We start from the raw sequence: 12,873 nt of genomic DNA, 5'->3' as shown, positions 1-12,873 counted from the left end.
CTCACCCGGACGTTTAAGAATACAAAGGAAAACATGACAACCAAGAGTAAGACCGCACTTGTGGTTCGGGGCGGCTGGGACGGACACCAGCCGGTGGAAGCCACCGAACTGTTCCTCCCCTTCCTCAAAGAGAACGGCTATGAGGTCAGGGTGGAGGAATCCCCCAAAATTTACGCAGACACTGAATACATGGCCGGAGTGGACCTCATCGTGCAGTGCATGACGATGTCCACCATCGAAAAGGACGAGTTCGAGGGGCTCCGCGCCGCCGTCGAAAATGGCACGGGGCTTGCCGGATGGCATGGCGGGGTCGCCGATTCCTACCGCAACACTTCGGACTACCTGCACTTGATCGGGGGCCAGTTCGCCTGCCACCCGGGCAAGCATGAAGACGAACGGACCGGGGAACAGTCGGATAACTATGTTCCCTACACGGTGAACATGCTCCCAGCCGCAGCAGAACATCCCATTACCCAGGGAATCGCAGACTTTGACCTAGTCACCGAGCAGTATTGGGTTCTGGCCGACGACTACATCGATGTCCTGGCGACCACTACGCAAAAAGTACGCGAATGGGACCCTTGGAACCGTGAAGTGACCTCCCCCGCCATCTGGACCAGGCAATGGGGCAAGGGAAGAATCTTCGTTTCCACTCCCGGCCACCGAGTCGAAATCCTCCAGGACAGCAACGTCCGCACCATCATCGAAAGGGGCATGCTGTGGGCATCCCGCTAAATGTAGGAATCATTGGCTGTGGCGCCATCATCGCCCAGTACCTGACGAACTTCCGCAGACTGGATGCGATCAACCTCGTGGCCGTCGCGGACCTTGATCCCGCCCGGGCGCAAGCAGTTGCCGACTCTTACGACGGCGTCCGTGCTCTGACGGTGGACGAGCTGCTGGCCGCAGAGGACGTCGAACTCGTCCTGAACCTGACCATTCCGGCAGCGCATGCCGACGTCGCGCTCAAGGCCATTGCCGCGGGCAAGTCCGTGTACGGCGAGAAGCCGCTGGCAGCGACCACCGCCGAGGCCCGGCAAGTGCTCGACGCCGCCGCTGCGGCAGGCGTCGCTGTCGGCTGCGCTCCCGACACCGTGCTGGGTACCGGCATTCAGACAGCGCGCAAAGCGATCGACGACGGCCTGATCGGCGCTCCGGTTTCGGCGACCGCCACCATGGCAACGCCCGGGCATGAGCGCTGGCACCCCAACCCCGATTTCTACTACCAGCCCGGCGGGGGTCCGCTGCTGGACATGGGCCCCTACTACGTATCCGCTCTGGTCACGCTGCTTGGCCCCATAGTGTCCGTGGTGGGCGCGGCCAGCCACACGCGCAGCGAACGAACCATTGGCTCCGGTCCCCGCGAGGGGCAAAAAGTGCCGGTGGAGATCGATTCCCATGTCACAGGTGTATTGGTGCACGCATCCGGCGCCCTGTCGACGCTGTTCATGAGCTTCGACGCCGTCAAGACCAAGAGCCCCAACATCGAAATCCATGGGGAGAAGGGGTCGCTCATTGTTCCGGATCCCAACCACTTCGACGGCGACGTGCAGTTGTTCGAGTTGGGAGCCGACGACTGGAAAACCCTCCCCGTATCCGCGGGTTACGTCGACGCCGGCCGCGGCTTCGGCATCGCCGATTTGTCAGCAACTCCGGCGGGACAAGAGCCCCGCGCGGGTGGCCAACTCGCCTTCCATGCCCTTGAGGTCATGGAGTCTGTGCTGGAATCCGCCAAGACCGGACAGGCGGTAGCCATCCAGAGCACCGTCAAGCGTCCGGACATGGTGGAACTGGCAGAACTCACGACGCCGGTACGCGCCTAGCGCTGAGGACACGCCGAGGTGAACAGTTGAACCCACAGTTCGGTTTTCCCACGAACGCGTGGGTTCAACTGTCACTTCACGTGGCGGGCCCGGCGCAGTGTTGCCTCAGCGTGCTTAAGAATAGGGCCGTCGATCATCTTGCCCTTGAACTGGAAAACGCCCGTTCCCGCAGCAGATGCTGCATCGAGAAGCTCGGCGGCCTCGGTCACGGCTTCGGGCGTGGGCGCGTAGGCTTCCCGTACGGTTGCCACCTGGCTGGGGTGGATGCACGCCTTGGCACCGAAACCACTGGCCACGGCGTCCAGGGATTCAACAGACAGGCCCTGGAGATCGGGGATGTTCACATACACGGAGTCGATGGCCTCCTTGCCGGCGGCTTTGGCAGCAAGCAGCACAGCGGACCGTGAGTGCAGTGCCACGGCCCGGTAGCCGCCGTCGTCGTTCCTGCTGGAGAGGCCGCCCAGGGAAGCCAGCAGGTCCTCCGCGCCCCACATCAGGGCAACCACGTTGGGTTCCGCGGCGATGGCTGCAGCATTGACGATGCCGGCCGCTGTTTCGCAGAGCGCAATCACGCGGTAGCCCTCAAGCGCCCTGAGCTGCTCAGCACTCTCCGCTTTGGCGAGCATGACGGTGCGGTAAGGAGTGTGCGCCAGGCTGTGCAGGTCCTTCTCGAATTCTGCGGAGCCCGCCGGGTTGACGCGGATAATCGTCCTGCTGGGGTCCAGCTCAGCAGTCTCTCCTTCGGATCCGAGCTGCGCGAGGATCGCGCCCCGGGCCCGCTGCTTGTCCGCCGGAGCCACGGCATCTTCGAGGTCAAGGATCACGGCATCCGAGCGCTCCGCCGCCTTGCCGAAACGCTCTGGCCGGTCAGCTGGGCAAAACAGGAGTGCCGGCCCCATGGTGAACGGCGTGACGGCTCCGTGGAGTGACGAGTCGGAAGAAGGCATGAACGGTTCCTTGCTGCTGGAATGCTGACAAATGTGGAAAACAGCCTAGGACTGTGCGGCGTGTGCTTCCTGGGTCCACATCAAGCAGGTACGCGTGGCAAGTGCCACCACCACTCCGTCCTGGTTCCTGCCAGTATGTTGCATGGTCACCACACCTTGGCCAGGACGCGAGGACGACAACCTTTTGGCGGTGATCACCGTTTCCGTGTACAGGGTATCCCCGTGATAGAGCGGGTGGGGAAAGGTGACATCCGTCAGCCCCAGCTGGGCGATGATGGTGCCCTGCGTCAGTTGGGTCACTGACTGCCCCACCATTGTGGACAAGGTGAACATCGAGTTCATCAGCCGCTGCCCGAATGGCTGCGCGGAACTCCAGGCTGCATCCAAATGCAGCGCCTGGGTGTTCATGGTCAAAGTAGTGAACAGGACGTTGTCCGTCTCCGTCACGGTTCGTCCGGGCTTGTGGGCGTAGATCACGCCCTCTTCAAGCTCATCGAAGTACAGTCCACGCTGCTCAACAACACGCGTCATACGGTGAGTTCCTGGTCCTCTTCGAAGAGTTCAGCCCCGGTGGCAGCCACTACATCGTCCAAAGTGACGTTGGGGGCGAGCTCACGAAGGACCAACCGCGGCTCGCCTTCATCCTTGACGACGTCGATCACGGCAAGGTCGGTGATGATCCGGTCCACGCAGCCTTTGCCCGTGAGGGGCAGGGTGCAGTCCTTGACGATTTTGGGCCTGCCGTTGCGGTCGACATGCTCCATCATGACGATCACCTTCTTGGCGCCGAACACGAGGTCCATGGCCCCACCCATGCCCTTGACCATCTTTCCGGGGATCATCCAGTTGGCAAGATCACCGTTGGCCGCCACTTCCATGGCCCCCAGGACCGCCACATCCACGTGGCCGCCCCGGATCATGCCAAAGGACGAGGCCGAATCGAAGAATGCAGCCCCCGGTTTGGTGGTGACAGTTTCCTTGCCGGCGTTGATGAGGTCCGGGTCAACCTGGTCCTCGGCAGGGTACGGGCCAACGCCCAGAATGCCGTTCTCGGAATGGAGGATCACTTCCACACCCGCGGGAATGTAGTTGGGGATCAGGGTGGGCATCCCGATCCCCAGGTTCACGTACTGACCGTTGGTGAGTTCCCGGGCTACCCGTGCGGCAAGTTCGTTGCGGCTCCAGCCTTTGGCCTCGTGATGGTCGACGTCGGCACGCCGGTACTCGTGCCGAACGGCTTCGGGGCGGGGCGGGATGTCATGATACGAGTTGTCGTTCACTGTGCTGCTCCTGCCTGCCCGGTTGCCTGGCTGGTGGTCAGGGCCACTGTCCGTTTCTCAATCCGCTTCTCCATTGTGGGAGCCACCACCACCCGCTGGACGAAAATACCAGGGGTATGGATGTGCTCCGGATCCAGCTCGCCGGTTTCCACAAGCTCTTCGACCTCGGCGATTGTTGTCCTGGCAGCCATGGCACAGAGCGGGTTGAAGTTCATGGCTGTTGCATGGAAAACGAGGTTGCCGTGGCGGTCCCCCTTCCACGCATGGACCAAGCCGAAGTCCGGGGTCAGCGACTCTTCCAGCACATAGTCGGCGTCATTGAAGGTGCGCACCTCCTTCGGCGAGGAGGCGATCGCAACGTTCCCCTCGGCGTCGTACTTTTGCGGCAAGCCGCCCTCGGAAACCTGGGTGCCCACACCGGCCTTCGTATAGAAAGCGGGAATGCCTGCACCGCCGGCCCGCAGTTTCTCGGCGAGTGTTCCCTGCGGCGTGAGGACCACCTCCAGTTCACCGGCGAGGTACTGCCTGGCAAACTCCTTGTTCTCACCCACGTACGAGCTGATGGTACGGCGGATACGTCCGTCCCTGAGGAGGATGCCCAGGCCCCAGTCGTCCACTCCGCAGTTGTTGCTGACGGTTTCGAGGTCCGTGGTGCCTTGGCTGTGGAGTGCGTCGATGAGTGACACGGGGATACCGCATAAGCCGAAACCGCCAACGGCGAGCGAGGCGCCGTCCGGTATGTCCTTCACCGCTTCCGCGGCGCTGGCAACAACCTTGTCAATCATCCTTGATCCTTCCCGTACGGTTACAGACCCAGCTCGCGGGCGATGAGCATCAGCTGAACCTCGGTGGTGCCCTCCCCGACTTCAAGGATCTTGGAGTCGCGGTAATGGCGCGCCACCGTGAATTCGTTGATGAAGCCATAGCCACCGAACACCTGGGTGGCGTCCCGTGCGTTGTCCATGGCTGCCTCGCCTGCGACCATCTTAGCGATGGCCGCTTCAGTCTTGAACGGCTTGCCGGCCAGCATCCTTGCCGCGGCATCGTAATAGGCCAAACGAGCCGTATGGGCCCTGGCCTGCATCCTTGCGATCTTGAATTGGATGGCCTGGTACTTGCCGATGTTCTGGCCAAAGGCGGTGCGTTCCTTGGCATACTTCACCGAAAGGTCCACACAACCCTGGGCCGCGCCCGTGCCCAAGGCGGCAATGGCAATGCGGCCCTCGTCAAGGATCGACAGGAAGTTGGCATACCCCCTGCCCCGCTGGCCCAGGAGGTTCGCCTCAGGAACCCGGACGTTGTCCAACGTCAGCGGATGCGTGTCCGACGCATTCCAGCCCACCTTGTTGTAGGCCCGCTCTGCCTTGAAGCCCGGGGTTTCGGTGGGAACCAGAATGGTGGAGATCTCTTTCCTGGTGCTGCCGTCCGCGTTTTCCGTCTTGCCCGTGACGGCGGTGACCGTGACCAAGGTGGTGATGTCCGTGCCGGAGTTCGTGATGAACTCCTTGTTGCCGTTGATTACCCATTCCCCGTTGTCCACGTGGGCGTGGGTCTTGGTACCGCCCGCATCGGAACCGGCCTCCCGCTCAGTCAACCCGAACCCGGCCAGGGATCGTCCGGATGCCAGCTCCGGAAGCCAACGCTCCTTCTGTTCCTGCGTGCCGAAACGGTACACCGGCATGGCGCCCAGGGACACGCCGGCCTCAAGGGTGATTGCCACGGACTGGTCAACCCGGCCCAACTGCTCCAAAGCCAGCGCCAAGGCAAAATAGTCCCCGCCCATTCCACCGAACTCCTCGGGGAACGGCAGGCCAAACAGCCCCATCTCCCCCATCTGCTTGATGACTTCATAGGGGAAGCTGTGTTCTTCATCGTGTTTGGCAGATACGGGTGCCACCACTTCGTCGGCGAATTCGCGGACGGAATCACTGAGGTCCTGGTATTCCTCGTTGAGGTCAAAACTGCTCATAGCTGGACTTCCTTGTCTGTTTCTGCGGGCTTGTCTGTTTCTGCGGGCCCCTCCAGAGGGGGTGCCGCGTGGATAGTGGCGAGCACCTGGTCGGCTTTGACCAGGTCGCCCGGTTTGCTGGTGAGGTGGACGGTCCCGGCAACCGATGCCACCAGTTGGTGCTCCATTTTCATGGCTTCGACCGACAGGAGCGGCTGTCCCTCCTGGACCATGTCGCCGTTGGCCACCGCCACGGAAACCACAGTTCCGGGCATCGGCGAGCGCACCTCCGGGTCCGCAGCACCTTCTTCGCGCTGGATGCCTGCCAGCATCCTCTGAAGACGTTCGGCGCGGTCCAGGACTTCCAGACGGCAGGACCAGCCGTCGTTGCATAGGTAGATGTCCCGGATCCCGCTGACCCCCTCGGTCGCTGTGCCAACCGCGTAGGTGACCCGGCCGCCGTCGAGCTCCAGGACGATGCCGTCACCGGTGCGCTCCACCACCGTGACCTTGGCGGCCCGGCCGGCTTCAGGGCCGTCGTCGATGACTGCCGCGAAAGTGCCGGAGTCCTCCGTCAACGCCACTGTGGCGGTGCCGGTTCCGGGCAGTCCAAAGCTGGCTCGCCAAGCGGCCCGCCGGCCGATACGCCACGAGTCCGGCGAACTCCAGGCGCTACCAGCGAGCATGGAAGCACCGGAGTTTTCCTTCTTTTCGAGCCACAGCGCCAGGGCTGCAGCGATCAACTCGTTGGCGCCGACGTGCCTGAATTCCATGGACGGCAGCTTGCGTTCGATCAGCCCCGTGTCCAGGTGGCCGTCGCGGACGTCAGGATCATTGATCAGCAGCCGGAGATATTCCACATTCGTGTCCAAGCCCAGGAGCGTGTACCTGCCCAGGGCGGCGTCCAAGGTGTCCAGCGCGGCGGCGCGGTTGTCGCCCCAGGCGATGACCTTGGCCAGCATGGGATCGTAGTCGCCGGTGATCTCAAGGTCCTCGCGCATAGCGGAGTCGATCCGAACGTTAGCGTTGGAGCGTTGCTCTCCGAGCACCTTGGGATCCGCCCCGCCATTCTCGGCGAGCGCAACGACGCGCCCCATCGAGGGCATGAAGTTCCGTTCCGGTACTTCTGCATAGACGCGCGCCTCTACGGCGTGGCCTTCAAGAACGACGTCGGACTGCGCAACGGTGAGCACCTCACCGGCGGCGATCCGCACCTGCCATTCAACGAGGTCTATCCCGGTGACCATTTCGGTGACGGGGTGCTCCACCTGCAAGCGCGTGTTCATCTCCATGAAGAAGAACTCATCGGGATGTTCGTCGGACACCAGGAATTCCACGGTGCCGGCACCGCTGTATTTGACCGAGCGTGCTGCGTTGCAGGCTGCTTCTCCAATGCGGGCCCGTTCGGCCGGGCCGTCCGCCAGCGATTCGAAGAGTGCCGAAGGAGCTTCCTCGATCACTTTCTGATGGCGGCGTTGGAGGGAACATTCGCGCTCGCCCAGGTGGATGACGTTGCCGTGGTTATCCGCGAGGACCTGGACCTCGATGTGGCGGGGTGCCTTGATGAGCCGCTCCAGGAACAGGGTGTCATCGCCGAACGCCGAAGCTGCCACGCGCCGTGCGGTCTGCAGTGTGGCAGCCATGTCTTCGGGCCGCTCCACGATGTGCATCCCTTTGCCGCCGCCGCCTGCCGAAGGCTTGATGAGCAAAGGAAAACCTACGGACGGCGCAGCGTCGATTAGTTCCTGGTCCGTGAGTCCGGGTACTGCGATTCCGGGTACGCATGGGACGTCGTAGGCCATGACGTGGTTTTTGGAACGGATCTTGTCACCCATGACCTCGATCGCGTCAATGCCCGGTCCGATGAACGTTATCCCCGCCGCGTCAAGGGCTTTGGCGAACTCCACATTCTCGGACAGGAAGCCGTATCCGGGGTGGACGGCCTCCGCACCGCTGCGGCGGCAGGCATCGATGATGGCCTCGATTTTCAAGTAGCTCTCCGAGGGCGCCGTGCCCCCGATCGCCACTGCGGTATCGGCAAGGGCCACGTGCTTGGCGTGCTTGTCCGCGTCCGAATAGACGGCAATGGAGCGGATGCCCATGTCCCTCAGGGTCCGGATCACGCGGCAGGCGATCTCACCGCGGTTGGCAACGAGGACAGCGCTGAAAGGACGGGATGCCGCGGTGGCGGCCGGTGCGGTGGTGGTTGGCAGAGTCATGGTCACATCCTGAAGAGACCGAAAGAGGTCTCGGGCAGTTGCTGGCGGGAGACGACGTCCAAAGCCAAGCCCAGGACCCGTCGGGTGTCTGCGGGATCGATGATGCCGTCATCCCAAAGCCGGGCGGTGGAGTAATAAGGGCTGCCTTGTTCCTCGTACTGCTGCCTAATGGGAGCTTTGAAGGCTTCTTCTTCCTCGGCAGACCATTCCTGGCCGGCGGCCTCGTACTGGTCGCGTTTTACCGTTGCAAGGACACTGGATGCCTGGTTTCCGCCCATCACTGAAATGCGGGCAGCCGGCCACATCCACAGGAAACGAGGCGAGTAGGCCCGCCCGCACATGGAGTAGTTTCCGGCGCCGAAGGAGCCGCCGATGACAACTGTCAGCTTGGGGACCCTCGCTGTTGCGACCGCCGTGACCATCTTTGCGCCGTTCTTGGCGATGCCGCCTTGCTCGTAGTCCTTGCCCACCATGAAACCCGAGAGGTTCTGCAGGAAAATCAGCGGGACCCCGCGTTGATCGCAGAGTTCGATGAAGTGGGCGCCCTTGAGCGAGGACTCACTGAACAGGACACCGTTGTTGGCAACGATGCCAACCGGGTGCCCATGAAGATGGGCGAATCCGGTCACCAGCGTGGTGCCATAGTTCTTTTTGAACTCATGGAATTGGGAACCGTCCACGAGCCGGGCAATTACATCGCGGACATCGTATTGGGCGTTGACGTCTGTGGGCACCACGCCATAAATGCCGGAGGGGTCGACGACGGGCGGCAGGACGACGTCGAGCACGTCCCATGCCGGTTTCGCCGGCTTGGGCAACGTCGCCACGATGTCCCGAACGATCTCCAGCGCGTGCTGGTCGTTCTCGGCGAGGTGGTCCGTAACGCCCGAAATCCGGGAGTGAACGTCGCCGCCTCCCAGTTCCTCGGCGGTGACGATCTCGCCGATTGCTGCCTTCACCAGGGGCGGGCCGCCGAGGAAGATGGTGCCCTGATTTCTTACGATGACAGTCTCATCGCTCATGGCCGGGACATAGGCACCGCCGGCCGTGCACGAACCCATGACGGAAGCGATCTGAGGAATCTTGGCCGCTGACATTTTGGCCTGGTTGTAGAAGATCCGGCCAAAGTGCTCTTTGTCGGGGAAAACCTCGTCCTGCTTGGGCAGGAATGCTCCCCCGGAATCCACGAGGTAGATACACGGAAGCTTGTTTTCCAGGGCAATTTCCTGAGCCCTGAGGTGCTTTTTTACCGTCATGGGGTAGTAAGTGCCGCCCTTGACCGTGGCATCGTTGGAAATCACCAGGACGTGCCGGCCATGAACCAACCCAATACCGGCAATCACTCCTGCGCCCGGCGAATCATCGTTGTACATGCCGTTGGCGGCCAAGGGCGCTATCTCCAGGAAGGGGCTGCCATCGTCCAGGAGGTAGTCGATTCGCTCGCGGGGCAGCAGTTTGCCTCGGGCGACGTGCCGCTCCCTGGATTTCGCGGGCCCCCCGAGGGCTGCCGCGGCAAGACGTTCTTTCAGCTCCCCTACGAGGGCCAGCTGCGCTTCCTGGTTGGCTTCAAAGGTGCCGCTGTGGGGTCCTGCCACGCTGGCGATTGTCTCCATTGACCACTGTTCCATTCCCGGCCCCAGGCCATTTCGGTTAGTGCCACGTAACTGAAATTTAGGTTAGTCTGTATTAACTGTGATGTCCAGCACGGTGGAACTTCACCAAGGAGGAGAACGTGACCGGAGGCCCGGAAACAGGAACTGTCGCCAGCCCAGCCCCAGCAAGCAATCCAGCCCCAGCAACGCAGCGAGGCCAGGCCAAGGAACTCCGCAGGTTGGCATTGCTTTCAGCGGCCGCGGGACTCTTTGCGGAGAATGGCTTCACACGGGTTTCGCTGGAGGATCTTGGGGCGGCGGCAGGCGTCAGCGGGCCTGCCGTGTACCGGCACTTCCCCGGCAAGCAGGCTGTCCTCGCCGAGCTTCTCCTCAGCGTCAGCCGCGATCTGCTCGACGGCGGCCTCCGCGTGGTCGCGGAAGCCGGGAACCCCATGGATGCGCTGAAGGGCTTGATCCAGTTCCAGGTAGATTTTGCGTTGAGCAACCCGGACGTCATACGTGTCCAAGACCGCGACTTCGGGAGCCTCAGCAGCACCGACCAAGCCGAAGTCCGATCCTTGCAACGCGCCTACGTTGAAACGTGGGTGGACGTCCTGGCACGCATCCACTCCGACGCAGATGTCGCTGGCCTCCGTGTCCGGGCGCATGCGGCCTTCGGCCTTATCAACTCCACACCCCACTCCGTCCGCCATCACGGGCGGAAGATCGCGGTCAAGTCGGCCAGGCCCATCCTGGAACAGATGGCCCTGGCTGCGCTGACAGCAGCCTGACTGTTTAATCTTTCCGGGAGATTGGGACCGTCTTCCAGTTTCCTCTTAAATTGTCAGACCCCGATGTAATGATTTTGATCATGGAAGACATGGGGCAGCTGGCAGCACTTCGGACGGAACCGTCCCCTGTTGTCGCTGCCCTGGCCGCGATCCGGTCACAACGCTTCTTGAGCATGCCGGACTTGGTCAAGGCCGGGTTCAAGGATTCGACGGCGTCCATCACCGCCATCAGCCATTTCCACGCTGGACTGGGCAACAGAGCTGGGCTGGGCAACGGCAAGGCCAAGTTCGCCCGGGCTTCAGGGCCCGCGGGCGAGATAGCCACGAGTAGCGGATCCACAGGCGCCAGATCCACGGACACCAGATCTACGGACGCTAGATCCACAGGCGCCAGATCCACGGACACCGGGTCCCCAGGCGCCAGATCCACAGGCGCCAGATCCACAGGCGCCAGATCCACGGACACCGGGTCCCCAGGCGCCGGATCCACAGGCGCCAGATCCACAGGCGCCAGATCCACGGACACCGGGTCCCCAGGCGCTCCGATGGTAGACGCCTCGGCCCCCGCCGCCGGAAAGATCCGTGACTCAGAGGGGAAAGCTCGCACCGGCCATGGCCCGGAGCTTGCTCAGCCGAGCCCCCATTTCGAAATTAGGCATCCCAATCCTGCAGCTACCGGAAGGGATCTGGCGGCTCTTCTTGGGGACAGTGCGGCTCTTTCGGACCCCATGCGGTTGTCCGCAGCGGCCGATGCCGCGCGGCTGTGTGGGTTTGTTGAGGCCGCTGACTTTGCCGGCAGGATCGAGGAGATCTCCCGGTCGTTGGAGTACTTGCAGGTTGTCGCGGCGCAGGCGGTGGAAAGGACGCGGAAGGAAGCACAGCTAGCGTCACCGGGGTCGTCGGCTGGCGCGCCCGGGTGGCGAACCGGTTGGACCGAACCAGCCTCGGATGCGAGCGTTACGGGAACGGGCAGCGTCCTGGATGACGGGTACCGGAATGCCGCTGAGTTCCTTCGGGCCCGGTTGCGGATCAGCATCGGGGAAGCGCGGCGCAGGCTCGCCCTCGCACCCGACGTCCTTCCTCAGGCCGGAATGGCCGGGCAGGAGATCCCGGCCCGGCGCGAAGTGCTGGCCGAAGCCCTCTCCTCAGCTCTGGTGCCTTCCCGGTCCGCAACGATCATCAGCACCGCACTGGACAAAGTCCGGCAGCTCGCCGATGACGGCACCATCGCCCGGATGGAACACGCCCTCACCGCCACGGCCAGTGAATCCGACCCGGATTTCGTCACCAAAATGGCCAAACGCTGGGTCGATTCGATCGACCAAGACGGTCCCGAACCGTCCGAAGAAGTTCTCCGCCAAATCCAAGGCGCGTTCCTCCGCCGACGACGCCGCAACGGGCTGCACCACATCGAAATCTTCGCCACCGCAGAACAATACGAAACCCTGGCCACCGCCATGAATACCGCCACCAATCCACGACTCATGGGCCACAACGGCGAGCCCGCCATCGCGCCCGACGCCAGCACCAGCACCAGCACCAGCACCAGCACCAGCACCAGCACCAGCACCAGCACCAGCACCGACGATGGCACCGGAACGGCCCTCCACCCCGGACCAGAACACTCGTCAGGCGGACCGGATCTGGACCGTCGCACGCGGGCCCAGAAACTCCTCAACGGCCTCGTCGGAGCCTGTGCTGTCGCGATGACCACCGGGAAACTGCCCTCCAACGGCGGACTCCGCCCCCAACTCGCCGTCACCATCGACGAACGCGACCTCTTCGAACGATTCACGGGCCACCAACGACTCACGGGCCACCAACGACTCAGCACCGGCACAGCAACGTTCCAGGGACCGATGCACGCCAACACCATCCGCAAAATCGCCTGCGACGCCGACATCCTCCCCGTCCTGCTCGGAACCGACTCCCGCATCCTGGACATCGGCCGCACCACCCGGATCTTCCCGCCCCACATCCGCAAAGCCATCACCGCCCGGGACCAAGGCTGCGCGTTCCCCGACTGCACCATGCCCGCCCCGTGGTGCGAAGCCCACCACATCACCTACTGGTCATACGGCGGCACCACGTCAACCGACAACGGCACCCTGCTCTGCAGCCACCACCACCACCTCATTCACAAAGAAGACTGGCGCATCGACATCACAACAGGGGTTCCGTGGTTCATCCCGCCACCCCACATCGACCCCAAACAAACACCCCGACGCAACCACCACCACACACCCCGGAGAACATAAACCTGCCCGACAAAG

11 protein-coding genes are annotated in these 12,873 nt (G+C 62.9%); 4 read left to right on the top strand and 7 right to left on the bottom strand.

Going from position 1 to position 12,873, the window contains the following annotated elements:
* Positions 1-33: 33 nt before the first annotated feature.
* Together J2Y41_RS08115 and J2Y41_RS08110 are read left to right on the top strand one after the other, a co-directional pair.
* Positions 34-735 carry a ThuA domain-containing protein gene (locus J2Y41_RS08115; protein ID WP_309927861.1) on the top strand — a complete coding sequence of 234 codons (702 nt, stop codon included), beginning with the start codon at positions 34-36 and terminating at the stop codon, positions 733-735.
* A complete protein-coding gene (locus J2Y41_RS08110) occupies positions 720-1,823 on the top strand; it encodes a Gfo/Idh/MocA family oxidoreductase (protein WP_309927859.1) in 1,104 nt (367 codons plus the stop codon). The genes J2Y41_RS08115 and J2Y41_RS08110 overlap by 16 nt, the downstream gene beginning before the upstream one ends.
* A gap of 71 nt (positions 1,824-1,894) precedes the next feature.
* Here J2Y41_RS08110 and J2Y41_RS08105 read toward each other — a convergent pair whose 3' ends face one another.
* The 7 genes from J2Y41_RS08105 to J2Y41_RS08075 are packed head-to-tail and all read right to left on the bottom strand — an operon-like array spanning position 1,895 to position 9,830.
* The gene (locus J2Y41_RS08105; protein ID WP_309927857.1) at positions 1,895-2,770 is read right to left on the bottom strand and encodes a CoA ester lyase; all 876 of its coding nucleotides are present in this window, start codon (positions 2,768-2,770) and stop codon (positions 1,895-1,897) included.
* A gap of 45 nt (positions 2,771-2,815) precedes the next feature.
* Positions 2,816-3,301, bottom strand: coding sequence for a MaoC family dehydratase (locus J2Y41_RS08100; protein WP_223948528.1), 486 nt, complete (start codon positions 3,299-3,301; stop codon positions 2,816-2,818).
* Positions 3,298-4,050 (bottom strand): CoA transferase subunit B, encoded by a 753-nt coding sequence (locus J2Y41_RS08095; RefSeq protein ID WP_275965343.1) that lies wholly within the window; start codon positions 4,048-4,050, stop codon positions 3,298-3,300. Before J2Y41_RS08095 ends, J2Y41_RS08100 begins: the two co-directional genes overlap by 4 nt.
* Positions 4,047-4,835 carry a CoA transferase subunit A gene (locus J2Y41_RS08090; protein ID WP_224166962.1) on the bottom strand — a complete coding sequence of 263 codons (789 nt, stop codon included), beginning with the start codon at positions 4,833-4,835 and terminating at the stop codon, positions 4,047-4,049. The genes J2Y41_RS08095 and J2Y41_RS08090 overlap by 4 nt, the downstream gene beginning before the upstream one ends.
* A gap of 20 nt (positions 4,836-4,855) precedes the next feature.
* The gene (locus J2Y41_RS08085; protein WP_224092238.1) at positions 4,856-6,019 is read right to left on the bottom strand and encodes an acyl-CoA dehydrogenase family protein; all 1,164 of its coding nucleotides are present in this window, start codon (positions 6,017-6,019) and stop codon (positions 4,856-4,858) included.
* Positions 6,016-8,217, bottom strand: a complete 2,202-nt coding sequence (locus J2Y41_RS08080) for a biotin carboxylase N-terminal domain-containing protein (RefSeq protein ID WP_309927848.1) — start codon at positions 8,215-8,217, stop codon at positions 6,016-6,018. The genes J2Y41_RS08085 and J2Y41_RS08080 overlap by 4 nt, the downstream gene beginning before the upstream one ends.
* 2 nt (positions 8,218-8,219) lie before the next feature.
* Positions 8,220-9,830 carry a carboxyl transferase domain-containing protein gene (locus J2Y41_RS08075; RefSeq protein WP_309927846.1) on the bottom strand — a complete coding sequence of 537 codons (1,611 nt, stop codon included), beginning with the start codon at positions 9,828-9,830 and terminating at the stop codon, positions 8,220-8,222.
* Positions 9,831-9,949: 119 nt separating this feature from the next.
* Here J2Y41_RS08075 and J2Y41_RS08070 point away from each other — a divergent pair, with 119 nt between their 5' ends.
* Entirely contained in the window at positions 9,950-10,600 is a 651-nt protein-coding gene (locus J2Y41_RS08070) for a TetR/AcrR family transcriptional regulator (RefSeq protein WP_309927843.1), read from the top strand.
* An 80-nt stretch (positions 10,601-10,680) separates the two neighbouring features.
* Positions 10,681-12,858, top strand: coding sequence for a DUF222 domain-containing protein (locus J2Y41_RS08065; RefSeq protein WP_309927841.1), 2,178 nt, complete (start codon positions 10,681-10,683; stop codon positions 12,856-12,858).
* The last annotated feature ends 15 nt before the right edge of the window (positions 12,859-12,873 follow it).

It is taken from the genome of Arthrobacter sp. 1088, assembly GCF_031455315.1.
Taxonomy (GTDB): Bacteria; Actinomycetota; Actinomycetes; order Actinomycetales; family Micrococcaceae; genus Arthrobacter.
The sequence above is the reverse complement of the archived record's forward strand: the minus strand, read 5'-3'. Positions and strand labels throughout refer to the sequence as shown.

Coding starts and splice junctions, on each gene's coding strand:
- J2Y41_RS08115 (WP_309927861.1), top strand. CDS start 34: ATGACAACCAAGAGTAAGACCGCACTTGTGGTTCGGGGCGGCTGGGAC.
- J2Y41_RS08105 (WP_309927857.1), bottom strand. CDS start 2,770: ATGCCTTCTTCCGACTCGTCACTCCACGGAGCCGTCACGCCGTTCACC.
- J2Y41_RS08100 (WP_223948528.1), bottom strand. CDS start 3,301: ATGACGCGTGTTGTTGAGCAGCGTGGACTGTACTTCGATGAGCTTGAA.
- J2Y41_RS08090 (WP_224166962.1), bottom strand. CDS start 4,835: ATGATTGACAAGGTTGTTGCCAGCGCCGCGGAAGCGGTGAAGGACATA.
- J2Y41_RS08085 (WP_224092238.1), bottom strand. CDS start 6,019: ATGAGCAGTTTTGACCTCAACGAGGAATACCAGGACCTCAGTGATTCC.
- J2Y41_RS08080 (WP_309927848.1), bottom strand. CDS start 8,217: ATGACTCTGCCAACCACCACCGCACCGGCCGCCACCGCGGCATCCCGT.
- J2Y41_RS08075 (WP_309927846.1), bottom strand. CDS start 9,830: ATGGAGACAATCGCCAGCGTGGCAGGACCCCACAGCGGCACCTTTGAA.
- J2Y41_RS08065 (WP_309927841.1), top strand. CDS start 10,681: ATGGAAGACATGGGGCAGCTGGCAGCACTTCGGACGGAACCGTCCCCT.